The sequence below is a fragment of the Saccharothrix sp. ALI-22-I genome, from assembly GCF_001984175.1.
Taxonomy (GTDB): domain Bacteria; phylum Actinomycetota; class Actinomycetes; order Mycobacteriales; family Pseudonocardiaceae; genus Actinosynnema.
Genome location: NZ_MTQP01000062.1, coordinates 271,231 through 283,814, shown reverse-complemented (window position 1 = coordinate 283,814; position 12,584 = coordinate 271,231). Strand labels below are relative to the sequence as shown.

General features: G+C 71.2%; 10 protein-coding genes. 1 reads left to right on the top strand and 9 read right to left on the bottom strand.

Annotation, left to right across the window (positions count from 1 at the left end):
- Positions 1 to 57: 57 nt before the first annotated feature.
- The 4 genes from ALI22I_RS23070 to lanKC form a co-directional block, all read right to left on the bottom strand.
- On the bottom strand, positions 58 to 1,761 hold the full coding sequence (locus ALI22I_RS23070; protein ID WP_077007599.1) for an ABC transporter ATP-binding protein: 1,704 nt from the start codon (positions 1,759 to 1,761) through the stop codon (positions 58 to 60).
- The gene (locus tag ALI22I_RS23065) at positions 1,761 to 3,350 is read right to left on the bottom strand and encodes an ABC transporter ATP-binding protein (RefSeq protein ID WP_077007598.1); all 1,590 of its coding nucleotides are present in this window, start codon (positions 3,348 to 3,350) and stop codon (positions 1,761 to 1,763) included. Before ALI22I_RS23065 ends, ALI22I_RS23070 begins: the two co-directional genes overlap by 1 nt.
- A gap of 177 nt (positions 3,351 to 3,527) precedes the next feature.
- A complete protein-coding gene (locus ALI22I_RS49515; RefSeq protein WP_143532370.1) occupies positions 3,528 to 3,698 on the bottom strand; it encodes a SapB/AmfS family lanthipeptide in 171 nt (56 codons plus the stop codon).
- A gap of 42 nt (positions 3,699 to 3,740) precedes the next feature.
- Positions 3,741 to 6,275 (bottom strand): class III lanthionine synthetase LanKC, encoded by a 2,535-nt coding sequence (gene lanKC, locus ALI22I_RS23060; RefSeq protein ID WP_077007597.1) that lies wholly within the window; start codon positions 6,273 to 6,275, stop codon positions 3,741 to 3,743.
- 486 nt (positions 6,276 to 6,761) lie between these two features.
- Between lanKC and ALI22I_RS23055 the strand changes: the two genes are divergently transcribed.
- Positions 6,762 to 7,340: a hypothetical protein gene (locus ALI22I_RS23055; protein ID WP_083751939.1), complete on the top strand. Its 579-nt coding sequence runs from the start codon at positions 6,762 to 6,764 to the stop codon at positions 7,338 to 7,340.
- Between the two features lie 250 nt (positions 7,341 to 7,590).
- On the opposite strand, the gene ALI22I_RS23050 is transcribed toward ALI22I_RS23055, so the two are convergent.
- The 5 genes from ALI22I_RS23050 to ALI22I_RS23030 form a co-directional block, all read right to left on the bottom strand.
- On the bottom strand, positions 7,591 to 9,018 hold the full coding sequence (locus ALI22I_RS23050; RefSeq protein WP_077007596.1) for an acyl-CoA carboxylase subunit beta: 1,428 nt from the start codon (positions 9,016 to 9,018) through the stop codon (positions 7,591 to 7,593).
- 43 nt (positions 9,019 to 9,061) lie between these two features.
- Positions 9,062 to 10,297 carry a beta-ketoacyl-[acyl-carrier-protein] synthase family protein gene (locus ALI22I_RS23045; protein WP_077007595.1) on the bottom strand — a complete coding sequence of 412 codons (1,236 nt, stop codon included), beginning with the start codon at positions 10,295 to 10,297 and terminating at the stop codon, positions 9,062 to 9,064.
- The gene (locus tag ALI22I_RS23040; RefSeq protein WP_053720023.1) at positions 10,294 to 10,533 is read right to left on the bottom strand and encodes an acyl carrier protein; all 240 of its coding nucleotides are present in this window, start codon (positions 10,531 to 10,533) and stop codon (positions 10,294 to 10,296) included. Before ALI22I_RS23040 ends, ALI22I_RS23045 begins: the two co-directional genes overlap by 4 nt.
- Positions 10,534 to 10,597: 64 nt before the next feature.
- Entirely contained in the window at positions 10,598 to 11,575 is a 978-nt protein-coding gene (locus ALI22I_RS23035) for a beta-ketoacyl-ACP synthase III (RefSeq protein WP_077007594.1), read from the bottom strand.
- The gene (locus tag ALI22I_RS23030) at positions 11,572 to 12,516 is read right to left on the bottom strand and encodes an ACP S-malonyltransferase (RefSeq protein ID WP_179118316.1); all 945 of its coding nucleotides are present in this window, start codon (positions 12,514 to 12,516) and stop codon (positions 11,572 to 11,574) included. The genes ALI22I_RS23035 and ALI22I_RS23030 overlap by 4 nt, the downstream gene beginning before the upstream one ends.
- Between the last annotated feature and the right edge of the window lie 68 nt (positions 12,517 to 12,584).

The window sequence follows — 12,584 nt, the reverse complement described above, 5'->3', positions numbered from 1 at the left end:
GACGAGCGCAAGCGACTGGAGGTGATATGGATAACCGCACCGGGAGAGCGAGTGGGGTCAGCGCAGAGCGGTCGGGGCGGGTTGCCATGCGGCCATGAGGTCGCGGTAGAGGGGGGAGGCGTCCAGGAGGTCGGTGTGGGCGCCCAGTAGCGGGGGGCCGCCGTCCATCAGCAGGACCAGGTCGGCCCGCAACGCGGACGACAGCCGGTGCGCGATGACGATCAACGTGCCGCCGCGGGCCGCGAAGGCCTGCTCCACCACGGCTTCGGCCGCCGGGTCCAGGGACGACGTCGCCTCGTCCAGGATCACCACGTCCGCAGCCGACGCGTAGACCCGTGCGGCGGCCAGCAATTGCGCCTCACCGCCGGACAACCCGCCGCCGGCGTGGCCGACCGTCCCGGCCAGACCACCCAACCGGGCCACGAGATCCGACGCGCCGACCGCCGACGCGGCCTCCAACAGCGCCGCGTCCGACGCCGAAGGCGCGAACAACGACAGGTTCTCCCGCACCGTCCCGGTGAACAGGTACGTCTCCTGCGGCACCAGGGCGATCCGCCGGTTCCGCACCTCCGGCACCACCGACCGCACCGGCACACCGCCGAAGCACACGACCCCGGCCTGCGGCTCCACCAGCCCGGTCACCAGTCCGGCCAACGTCGACTTGCCGATCCCGCTCGGCCCCACCACGGCCAGGTGCGAGCCCTCGGGCAGCACCAGATCGAGTGACCGCACCACCGGCTCGGCCGACGCGCTCCACCCGAACGTCACCCCGCGCAGCTCCACCTCGTGCCCGTCGGGCACCGCGTCACCGCCCACCGGCTCGATCGGTGGCGCGGCCTCCGCCAACCGCCGCAACGCCACCACGAGCCGCAGCACCACGGTGCTCGTCGTATCGGCCAATCCGCGCAACGCCGGCTGCACGCTGGTGCTCAGGTACACCACCGCGCCCAGCACCTCGCCGGCCGTCAACGTCCCGGCCCGCACCATCCCCGGCGCCATGACCAGCAACAACACCAGCGGCGCGAACCCGCCCAACGCGATCACCACACCGCGCAGGGCCGCGGCGAACGCCATCCGCACGGTCGCCGAAGCCTGCCGGTCCACCTGCGCCATCACATCGCGCAACGCGTGCCCGGAACCGCCGACGGCCACCACGTCCCGGACACCGAGGAACACCGTCCCGGCCACCGAAGCCGCCTGTTCGTCGGCCATCACCAGCCGCCGCTGCCTGCGCGCCAACGACGGCAGCAGCAGCCCGAACAGCACCAGCGCCGCCACCACCGGCGTGATCACCAGCCAAGCCAACGACGACGACACCGTGGCCGCCAACCCGACCAGCGCGGCGGTCGTCGTCACCAGCAGCGCACGTGCCTGCACCAGCACACCCGCGGTCGCGTCGCGCACCACCTCGACGTGCCGGGTGATCCGGGCGACCGCGCTCGCGTCCGGCTGTCGGGTGTGCGACCCGGCGTGCAGCACCCCGCGCACGACCTCGCGCACCAACGCGTCCCGCAGCGGCTCGATCACCGCGCCCAGCCGCATGAACACCTGCCGCAACCCGAACCCGCCGAGCACCGCCACCGCCGCGAACAGCAGCAGCCACCCGACACCGACCCACGGCCGCCCGGCCGCGAACCCCCGGTCCACCGCCAGCCCGACCAACCGGCCGGACAGCAGCGCGGGCACACCCTCCAGCACCGACCAACCGAGCAGCACCACGATGCCGCGCCGCTGGTCACGCAACGCCCGCAGGTAGGCCATCAGCCGAACACCGCCCGGTACTCGTCGTCGTCCCACAGTTCGGAGTGCGGACCCACCGCGCGCACCCGGCCGTCGTCCAGCCAGACCACGACGTCCGCCCGCCGTGCCGTCGCCGCGCGGTGCGTCACCACGACCCGGGTCCGACCGGGCAGCGCCGACTCGACCGCACGCTCCACAGTGGACTCCGTCACCATGTCCAGGCTGGCCGTGGCGTCGTCCAGCACCAGTACCGCCGGATCGCGCACGAACGCCCTGGCCAGCCCCAGGCGTTGCGCCTCACCACCGGACATCGGCGCGGCCGACATCGGGGTCTGGTAGCCCTCGGGCAGCCGCACCACCACGTCGTGCACCTGCGCGGCCCGACAGGCCGCGATCACGTCGGTCGGGTCGAGGGAGGTTCCGTACCGGACCGCGTCGGCGACGGTCGTGCCGACCAGGGCGGGCCGCTCGAACGCGTAGCCGACGGACCCGCCGCGCCGCACCTGTCCGGCCGAGGGCCGGGCCAACCCGCCGATCACCGCCGCCAACGCGGACTTGCCCGACCCGGACCGCCCGACCACGGCCATGAACGTCCCGGCGGGCACGGTCAGGTCGACGTCGTGCAGGGCACCCGACACGGACACCCCGCTCAGCACCACCTCGCCCGACGCCGCGTAGCCCGGCCACTCGGTCGGCGGCACGGGCGTCGACAGCACTTCCTCCAGCCGTTGGGCCGATGCCCGGGCTCGTTGCAGAGCCGTCAACACGGTGGCCTGCCCGACCACCGTCATCCCCAGCGCCACGTACCCCAGCACGGCCAGCACGTCACCGATGCTCAACCGGCCCGCGACCACGCCGAACCCGGCGGCGGTCAGCACGGCCAGTTCCACCGCGGGCAGCAGCAGCCCGGCCCGCCAGATCATCCGCGCCTGGGTGCGCCACATGCCCACGCCCGCGGCGGTGAGTCGGGGGAGGGGGCGCAACACGCGTTCGGCCTCCTGGTCGGCCCGGCCGGAGGCGGCGATCGTGCGCAACCCGCCGACCGCGTCCACGAGCCGTGCGGACAACTCGCCGGAGACTTCCTGGTAGGCGGCCACGTCCGCGGCCGTCAGCCGCAGGTGGGACCGCACCAGCAGCGCCGCCAACGGCACGCTCAACAGGAACACCACCGCGAGCCGCCAGTCCAGCAACGCCAACGCCGTGATCGCGCCGGCCGCCGTGAGCGCCGAGATGCCCAGGTCCACCGCCAGCACCGCGACACCGCCGGCGATCGCGCTGTCACCGGTCAACCGGCTCACCGCGTCACCGGCCTCGAACCGCGCCGGGTGACCCAGCGCCAACAGGTGCTCGGTCAACCGCCGCCGCAACCACGTCGCACCGCGCGCCGTGATCGACGCCGCCAGCACCACGCCGATCGCGTCACCGAGCACTTCCACGCCCGCGAGCCCGACCAGCCACAACACCGTGCCGCCGTCCAGCCGACCGGCCAACGCCATGTCCACCGCCGAGGCCAGCGCGGTGGGCAGCAGGAGACCCGCCGCGGTGACCGGCAGCGCGTTCAACGCCAACAACAGCCACCGAGGATCACGCCGAACCACCGACAGCAACATCCCGTGCTCCCTAGCGTTGGATGGCTGCGTTGAAACGCGCCCCTCCAGCGTCACAGGCGACCTCTCAGAGCGCATCATGTGGGCGGGGGTCCGACGGCACGCCGTCGGACCCCTCCAGGCTGGGTGAGCGGCGCACTTCGACTGCGCCGCTCACCCGGTTTCCCGCACCGGAGTCGGTCAGCAGGCCAGCAGGCTCAGCGTGGAGTTGTTCCAGCACGAGAACAGCGAGAGGTTGGACGCCGTGTTGCTGCCGCCACCGCTGTTGCTGCTGCCGCCGCTGTGGTGCGCCATCGCGTTGGACTGGGCCTCGGGGGTTTCGAGGTCCTGGAGGTCGAGGATGAAGTCCATCGTGACTCCTAGGTTCCTTCGGGGGTCCGGAAAGGGGTACTGCTACCGGCCCATGGGGGCCGGGGCTGTGAGGAACGGCAGCACGGGGGTGCCGTCCACTGCGGAGCCGAGCGCCAGCAGGACACCCGCGCCGCCGGTGTCGAGGTCCATCGACAACCGGCGCAACTGGATGCCGGGGAACGCCAGGCCCTCCTGGTAGGGCACGGCGTGCCAGGCCAGCGCGGCGAGGTGCCGGTCGATCGCCTGCCGCGACCCGCCCGCGTGGGCGAGTGTGGCGAGCAGCCCCGCCCGGCCGAGCATCAACGCCGGTTGGATCACGAATTCGCCCGTCGTGCTCGCGACCAGCTCCGGCAGCCGTTCGACGACCGGGAGATCCGGCACGGCCAGGCGGAACTCGTTGAGCACCAGCGCGATACCGGCACTGCCGACACCGACGTAGGGCAGGGCGCGGGCGTTGCCGTCGCGAACCTGCGTCGAGCCGTCCAACGCGGTCATCGTCTCGGCCAGGTCCCGTTCCAGGGCGCGCACGCCGAGGTCGAGCCAACGGCGGTCGTCGGTGTGCTGGAACAGCCGCAGGAACAGCAGCGCCGGACCGGACCAGCCGTGCTCGAAGCCCGCACGTGCCTTGTCGCCAGGCGGCTCGGCCTGGGCGAGCGCGGTGTCGAGCCGTTCGCCCAGCTCCAACGCCTGCACAGCGTATGTCTCGTCCTCGCGGGTGCCCGCGAAGTGCAGCAGGTTCAGGCCGATGCCCGCCAGGCCGGCGCTGAGGCCGTGGTCCCGGGTTTCCGGCAGCAACTGCGCGTAGGAGCGGACCAGCTCCTCCGCGAAGTCGTGGTGGCCGAAGTTCTCCAGCACGTACGCGATGCCGTGCGCGCCGGTGAAGAAGCCGGGCTCCTTCGGCGGGTCGCGGCGCACCGCGTCCAGCAACCACTGCTCGTGCTCGGGGAACCGGCCCATGCCGGTGACGTCCAGCGCGTGCAGCACGCCCGCCGCGCCGTAGCCGAACCCCGCGCCGCCGACCTCGAACTGCTCCACGTCACCGGGGAACAGCCGGTCGGTGCGCTGGGGCGTGGCGCTGGCCAGGATCGCCGCCGCGATCGACTTGCGCACCACGGGCCAATCGGGTTCGGGCACGTCGAACGCGGTCGTCGTGGGACCGGTCGGCGTGTCCGTGCGCGGCGTCAGCGGGTCGAGGATCTTCGCGCAGTACTCGTCGGACAGGCCGAAGCGCCGCTGGATGAAGTCCACGTGCGAACGCAGCTTCACCGGTGCCAGCTCGATCACGGCGTTGAGCGGCATGAAGACGTAGAGCCGCAACGCGGCCAGCGCGTGCTCGTCGATATCGAAGCCGCTGCGGTCCGGTGGCGCCTGGAAACCGGGCGCGCCGAGCGTGGGTCTGCCGTTCTCCTCGATACCGAACGCCAGCTCGAAGTCGATCAGCGACACCGAGTCGTCGTCGTCCACCAGCACGTTGAGCGGGTGCAGGTCGCAGAACACGACCCCGCGTTCGTGCACGTCCGCCATGATCCGTTCGACGTCGGCGACGAGCTTCAACGCCCGCCCGGTGTAGGCGGTGACCGCCTCCTCGGCGATCTCGTGGTAGGTCAGCGGGTAGTTCTGGCCCAGCCACTGGCCGAGCGGGCGGCCGGGCACCCGCGCCATGGCGACGAACTCGTGCTCCCACGCGGTGAAGTGCTCGTACACCTCGGGCACGCCCGGCACCCCGGCCATCCTGGTCAACATCGCGTGCTCGCGGCGCAGCCGGGCCACCGCGTCGACGTTCTCCCGGTCGAGCCCGGCGTGCGGCCTGGCCTCCTTGAGCACCACCGGCCGGTCGTCGGCCTTGCGCACCGCCTCGTACACGCCGCCGCCGTTGGAGAAGTGCAGCGACCGGGTCACCCGGTACGGGAACGCGTCGGCGTCACCGGCGCGGCGGGCGGCCAGGTGTTCCTCCAGGCACGCGGGCAGCTTCACCCAGTCCGGCACCCAGAACGTCGGTTTGCGCTGGTCCGGCACGAGCGCGCCGTCCGGGCCCTCGATGGCCAGCACGCGCCTGCCGTCCCGTTCCAGCCACTGCTCGACGAACCCGCCGTAGCGGACGAACAGCGGGCCGGTGCCGTAGCGGAGGTCGCTCAGGATGTACGCGCCCGACTGGCCCTTCAGGATCTCCGACAGCTCGGCGAGCGTGGACTCCAGCTCGGCCTCGTCGGCCGGGTAGATCGTGATGAGCTTGCCGCTTGCCTCGCGTGGGGCGTACTTGGAGTTGCGCGCCAGCACGATCGACTGGGTGCGCAGGTACTTGAACGGGATGCGCCGCGCGATCAGGTACTCGTACGACTTCTGCAGGACTTCGCCCGCGTTGAGCACGGTCGCGGAAACGTGGATCTTCCAGCCCTGCCGGGGCAGCACCACGCCGTCGGGGTGGAGGTGTCGCCAGATGTTGCGGTCGGCCTGCATCCAGCCCTCGGGCAACGCGGGGAGTACCTGGGCGAAATCATCCTGAGGCGCCGCGGCGTGGCTTTGCACGTCGTAGAACAGACGATCCGCGAAGCAGTAGGCCTCATAGCGGAGATCCACGTCGGCTCGCCCCCTTGCGATTTATTCGACCGGAATATTTCCGCACGCCCAGCGTGACAATGGCAATACCCGGATCGGGGGACCCTACGGCCATTGTGTGGGTGTTAACAGGCTTCGACTTGCACCAGGGGTGGGCGTCAGTACAGTCAAACCACACGATCGTGATGTTTAGCGGCAATTTGGGTGGATACAACGTCGATGTTCCAGGTTAAACGAGACTCGATCGTTCAATTCTTCACGGCTCGCTCACCTGCGGCTTTGTGGTTATATCGGTAATTGCCGAAATGGTTACCACGCGTGGCTGACCGGTGTCGACGGGTGAATACCCCTTACTTGACCGGCCAAGAGGGCGCGAATACGTTGAAAATCCTCCGAAATCTTGTGGTTTGACCATTGTCTGCGATGGCCGGTCCGCGGATCGTGGGTCCGGTGCTGTGACTTCCGGGTGATTACCGGCGCGTACGGACGTTGTGGCACGCTCGTAGCGTGTCCGCGCGCCTGCTGCTGCCCGTCGTGCTGCTGGTCGCCGCCGCCACGGCCGGCGTCGGCGTGCTGGCGCGTGACCTCTACCAGCGGCCCGTGCAGGCGCAGGGCGAGCAGGCCGCGTTGCCCAGTTCGGGGTCGTCGAGTTCGGTACCGCGCAGTGCGCAGCCGGGCAGCGGCGCCGTGCAGCTGAGCATCGACGCGTCCCAGCACCCCGACGGCCAACGCGTTCGGGACGTGCTCCAGCAGTTCTTCGACGCGATCAACGCCCACGACTACGACCAGTGGGCCAAGACCGTGACCGCGCACCGGGTGAGCCAGACGCCGAAGTCGGAGTGGCTGTCGGACTACGTGACCTCACAGGACGGCACGATCTTCGTGCACCGGATCGAGTCGGTGACCCCGACCCGGCTGCGCGTGCTGATGACGTTCACCAGCACGCAGGACGTCGCCAAGGCCCCGGCCGAACTCCAGGCCGACTGCATCCACTGGCGAGTCGTCTACCCCCTCCAGGAGGAACGCGGCGCCCTCCGCGTAGACCTGGGCACCGAGGGCTCCACCTCCCAGTTCACCCCCTGCTGACCCACCCCACCGCTCAACTCGCCTGTTCTGAGCGTTGGACACGCGCGTTCCCAACGTTGGACACGCGCGTTCTGAGCGTTGGACACGCGCGTTCTGAGCGTTGGACACGCGCGTTCTGAGCGTTGGACACGCGGGCGTGTCGTACGTTCAGAACGCGCGTGTCCAACGTTCGGAACAGGCGAATTCAACGCCCAGAACGGCGGTGGGGTCGCCCCCCGACGGAGCGACCCCACCGAACGCCGGCGTCCCGTTACAGCGGGATGTTGCCGTGCGCGCCGCGTCCGGCCGGTGCGGCCGCGAGGGCCTGCGCCAGCTTCCGCCGCGTCTTGGTCGGCTCGACGACCTCGTCCACCACGCCGATCGCGATCGCCCGCTCGACACCGCCCGCGATCCGCTCGTGCTCCTCGACGAGCTTGGCGTGCAACGCCTCCCGCTCCTCGTCCGGCACGGCCGCCAGCTTCTTGCGGTGCAGGATGCCGACCGCCGCCTTGGCGCCCATCACGGCCACCTCGGCGATCGGCCACGCGAACACCGCCGTCGCACCCAACGACCGGGAGTTCATCGCGATGTACGCGCCGCCGTAGGACTTGCGGGTCACCAACGTCACCCGCGGCACCACGGCCTCACCGAACGCGTGCAGCAGCTTCGCGCCGCGCCGCACCACGCCGTCCCACTCCTGGCCGACGCCCGGCAGGTACCCCGGCACGTCCACCAGCACCAGCAGCGGCACGCCGAACGCGTCGCACATCCGCACGAACCGCGCCGCCTTCTCCGCCGACAGCGAGTCCAGGCACCCGCCCTTGCGGATCGGGTTGTTCGCGATCACGCCGACCGTGCGGCCACCGAGCCGGCCGAGGCCGACCACGATGTTCGGCGCCCACTTGGCCTGCAACTCCTCGAACGAATCCGCGTCCAGGATCGCCCCGACCAGCGGCTTCACGTCGTACGCCCGCTGCGGCTGCTCCGGCAGCAACGCCCGCAGGTCGTCACCGTCGGGCACCGAGTGCAGGTCGAACACGCCAGGCTGGGCGAACAGCCCGGTGATCCGCCGCGCCCGCTGGTACGCGTCCGGCTCGTCGGACGCGATCACGTGCACCACGCCGGACTTGCGCCCGTGCGCCTCCGCACCGCCCAGCCCGTCCATGTCGATCTGCTCGCCGGTCACCGACCGGACCACGTCCGGCCCGGTCACGAAGACCTTGCCGGCCGGAGCCATGATCACCACGTCGGTCAGCGCGGGACCGTAGGCGCCGCCACCGGCGGCCGGGCCGACCACCACGGAGATCTGCGGCACCCGACCGGACGCCCGGATCATCGCGGCGAACATCTGGCCCATGCCGTCCAGCGACTCCACGCCCTCCGGCAGCCGTGCGCCGCCGGAGTGCCAGACGCCGATCACCGGGGTGCGCTCGCGCACCGCGACGTCGATCGCCTCGACGATGTGCCTGCATCCCTCGGACCCCAGCGCGCCGCCCATCCGCGTGGCGTCGCTGCAATAGGCCACGACCTTCGCGCCGTTGATCCGTCCCCGCACGGCGAACATGCCGCTGCCGTCACGGGGCCGCAAGGGCGCGATGGAACCGGGGTCCAGCAGTTGCGCGAGCCGGAACTCCGGATCGCGCGGATCGGGTTCGCCGCCCGGCCCCGGATTCGCCGGTCGGGACGCAAGGGCAGTCATCGAGAGGCTCCTCGTGTGAACGAACGTCTGGCCGGGATTGGGTTCAGGCCTGGGTGAAGACGAGCGAGACGTTGTGCCCGCCGAACCCGAACGAGTTGTTGACCGCGGCGACCAGCTCGATCTTGCGCGGTTCGCCGCTGACGACCTCCAGTTGCACCCTCGGGTCCTGGTCCTCCAGGTTCAGCGTCGGCGGCACGATGCCGTCGCGGACCGACAGCAGCGTGGTGATCGCCTCCACCGCGCCCGAAGCGCCCAGCAGGTGGCCGTGGTTGCCCTTCGGCGCGGTCAGCACCGGGTGCTCACCGATCGCCCGGCGCACCGCCAGCGGCTCGATCACGTCGCCCACCGGGGTGGACGTCGCGTGGCAGTTGACGTGGCCGACGTCGGCCTTGTCCACGCCCGCGACCTGGATCGCCTTGGTGATGGCCCGCGACTGGCCGATGCCCTCGGGGTCGGCCGCGGTGATGTGGTGGCCGTCGGAGCTGGTGCCGATGCCCGCGAGCTTGCCGTAGATCCGCGCGCCGCGGGCGCGGGCGAAGTCCTCGCGCTCCAGCACCAGGATCCCGGCGCCCTCGCCGAGCACGAACCCGTCCCGGTTCACGTCGAACGGGCGCGACGCGCGTTCCGGGTCGTCGTTGCGGGTGCTCATGGTCCTGGCCTGGATGAAGCCGGCCATGGTGATGGTGGTGATGCACGCTTCCGCGCCACCGGCCACGACCACGTCCGCCTCGCCGGACTTGAGCATCCGCCACGCCCAGGCCAGCGCCTCGGCGCCGGAAGCGCACGCCGACACCGGCGCGTGCACGCCCGCGCGTGCCTTCAGGTCCAGTCCGACGTGCGCGGCCGGGCCGTTGGGCATGAGCATCGGCACGGTAAGCGGCGACACCTTGCGCAGCCCACCGGCCTCGATCAGGTCGTCCTGGTCCAGCAGCGTCATCGCGCCGCCGATGCCGGTGCCGATCACGACACCGAGCCGCTCGGGGTCGACGCCGTCGCCACCGAGCCCGGAGTCGGCCCACGCCTGGCGGGCGGCGACCATCGCGACCTGCTCGCAGCGGTCCAGCCGGCGCGCCTCGACGCGCGGCAGCACCTCGGTCGGCTCGACCGCGAGCCGCGCGGCGATCCGCACCGGCAGGTCGAACCGCTCGGCGAAGCCGCCCACGAGCGGCGTCACACCGCTGCGGCCGGCCAGGAGCGCGTCCCAGGTGGAGGCGACATCGCCACCGAGCGGGGTGGTGGCACCCAGCCCGGTGACGACGACGTCGTTGCTACTGGTCATGCGTTGCTGGCGATGTAGTTGACCGCATCGCCCACGGTCTTGAGGTTGGCCAGCTCGTCGTCCGGGATCTTCACGCCGAACTTGTCCTCGGCCTGCACGGCGATCTCCACCATGGACAGCGAGTCGATGTCCAGGTCGTCCACAAAGGACTTGTCAGCCGTTACATCGGCCGCTTCGACGCCGGCGACCTCTTCGACGATCTCGGCGAGCCCCTTCTGGATGTCCTCGTTGCTCACTGAAAATCCCTTCCTTCTTCTTGCTTCGCCGGCTGGTTGGTCCCACCGGAGTCTCGGATTGCGGTCACGGCAGCCGGACGACCTGTCCCGCGTAGGACAGGCCGGCCCCGAAGCCGACGAGCAGCGCCACGTCGCCGCTGCGCACCTCTCCCGCCGCGCGCATGTGGTCCAGCGCGAGCGGGATCGAAGCGGACGAGGTGTTGCCGGAGTCCACAATGTCACGTGCGATCACGAGGTCTTCACGGGCACCCTTGGCGCGCAACCGCTTCGCGATGGCCTCGATGATCCGCAGGTTCGCCTGGTGCGGCACGAAGACGTCCACATCGGACACCTCCAGGCCGGCCAGCTCGATCGCCTTGAGCGCGATCGGCGCGATCTGCGTGGTCGCCCAGCGGAAGACCGACTGGCCCTCCTGGAAGATGAACGACTCGCGGTCGGCGATGTGGATCATGTCGACCAGGTCGCCCGCGCTGCCCCAGGACACCGGGCCGATGCCCGGCTCGTCGGACGGACCGACGACCGCCGCGCCCGCGCCGTCGGCGAAGATGATCGCGGTGGACCGGTCGTTCGGGTCCACCCAGTCGGTCAGCTTCTCCGCGCCGATGACCAGCACGTGCTCCGCGGTGCCCGCGCGGACCAGGTCGGACGCGGTGCCCAGCGCGTAGCAGAAGCCCGCGCACGCGGCGTTCAGGTCGAACGCGGGCGCGCCCTTGACCCCGATCCGGTCGGCGACCTGCGCCGCCGCGTTGGGAATTCCGGACGGCATGGTGCAGGTGGCCACGATGACCGCGCCGATGTCCGACGGGGTCAGCCCGGCGTCGGCCACGGCCTTGGCACCGGCCTCGACCGCCATGTCGACCAGCCGCTCGTCCGGCTTGGCCACCCGGCGGTTGGCGATGCCGACCCGGTCTCGGATCCACTCGTCCGAGGTGTCCATGCGCAGGCTCAGGTCGTGGTTGCTGACGATCGTCTCGGGCTGGTAGCTGCCCAGGCCGAGGATGCGCGTGCCGACCGAGCCGGCCGGGACGGAGAAGGTGGTCACTTGACCGCCTCCGAGTGGTTCTCCTGCACGGAGACGAGCATCTCGACGACCTGGTCCAGCTGGTCGGGGGTCTTGAGGCCCAAGGTGGGTGTGCCCTTCAGTTCGCGCTTGGCCAGGCCGGTCAACGCGCCCGCGGGTGGCAGTTCGACCACCGCGGTCACGGCGTGCCCGGCCAGGGTTGTCTGGCAGGCGTCCCACCGCACCGGGCGGGTCACCTGGGAGATCAGTCGGCTCAGCACCTCGGCGCCGTCGGACACCATCGCGCCGTCGGCGTTGGACAGCAGCGGCAGCGCGGCGTCCTTCACCACGACCCCGGCGGCACGGGCGCGCAACGCGTCCTCGGCGGGCGCCATGAACCGGGTGTGGAACGCGCCCGCGACCTGGAGCCTGCGGATCTTCGCCCGCCCGGGCGGCTCCTCCACGAGCTTGTCCAGCGCTTCCAGCGGGCCCGCGGCCACGATCTGGCCCGCGCCGTTGCGGTTCGCGCCGACCAGGCCCAGCTCCGCCAGCCGGGCCAGCACCTCGTCCTGCTCGCCACCGAGGACCGCGGCCATGCCGGTCGGCGTCAACGCGCAGGCGGCGGCCATCTCGGCGCCGCGCACGGCAGCGAGCGCGACGGCGTCGTCGGTGCTCAGCACGCCCGCGATGGCGGCGGCGGCGAGTTCACCGACGGAGTGGCCGGCGATGATCGTGTCGGCGGGCAGCTCGACCCGGCGGCGCAGCTCCTCGTAGGCGAGCAGGGCGAGCGCGACGACGAGCGGCTGGGTGACCGCGGTGTCCTTGATCTCGTCCGCGTCGGCCGTGGTGCCCAGACGCACGAGGTCGAGGCCGATCGCCTCGGACCACGCACCGACCCGCTCGGCAGCCCCCTCGACTTCGAGCCAGGGGGTCAGCATTCCGGGTGTCTGGGACCCCTGTCCGGGGGCGAGGAGTGCGATCACCCGCTCACTGAACACGCTGACGGCCGTTTCCCGTGATGCCGCCACTGACGAAACAAGGGACCGTAGTT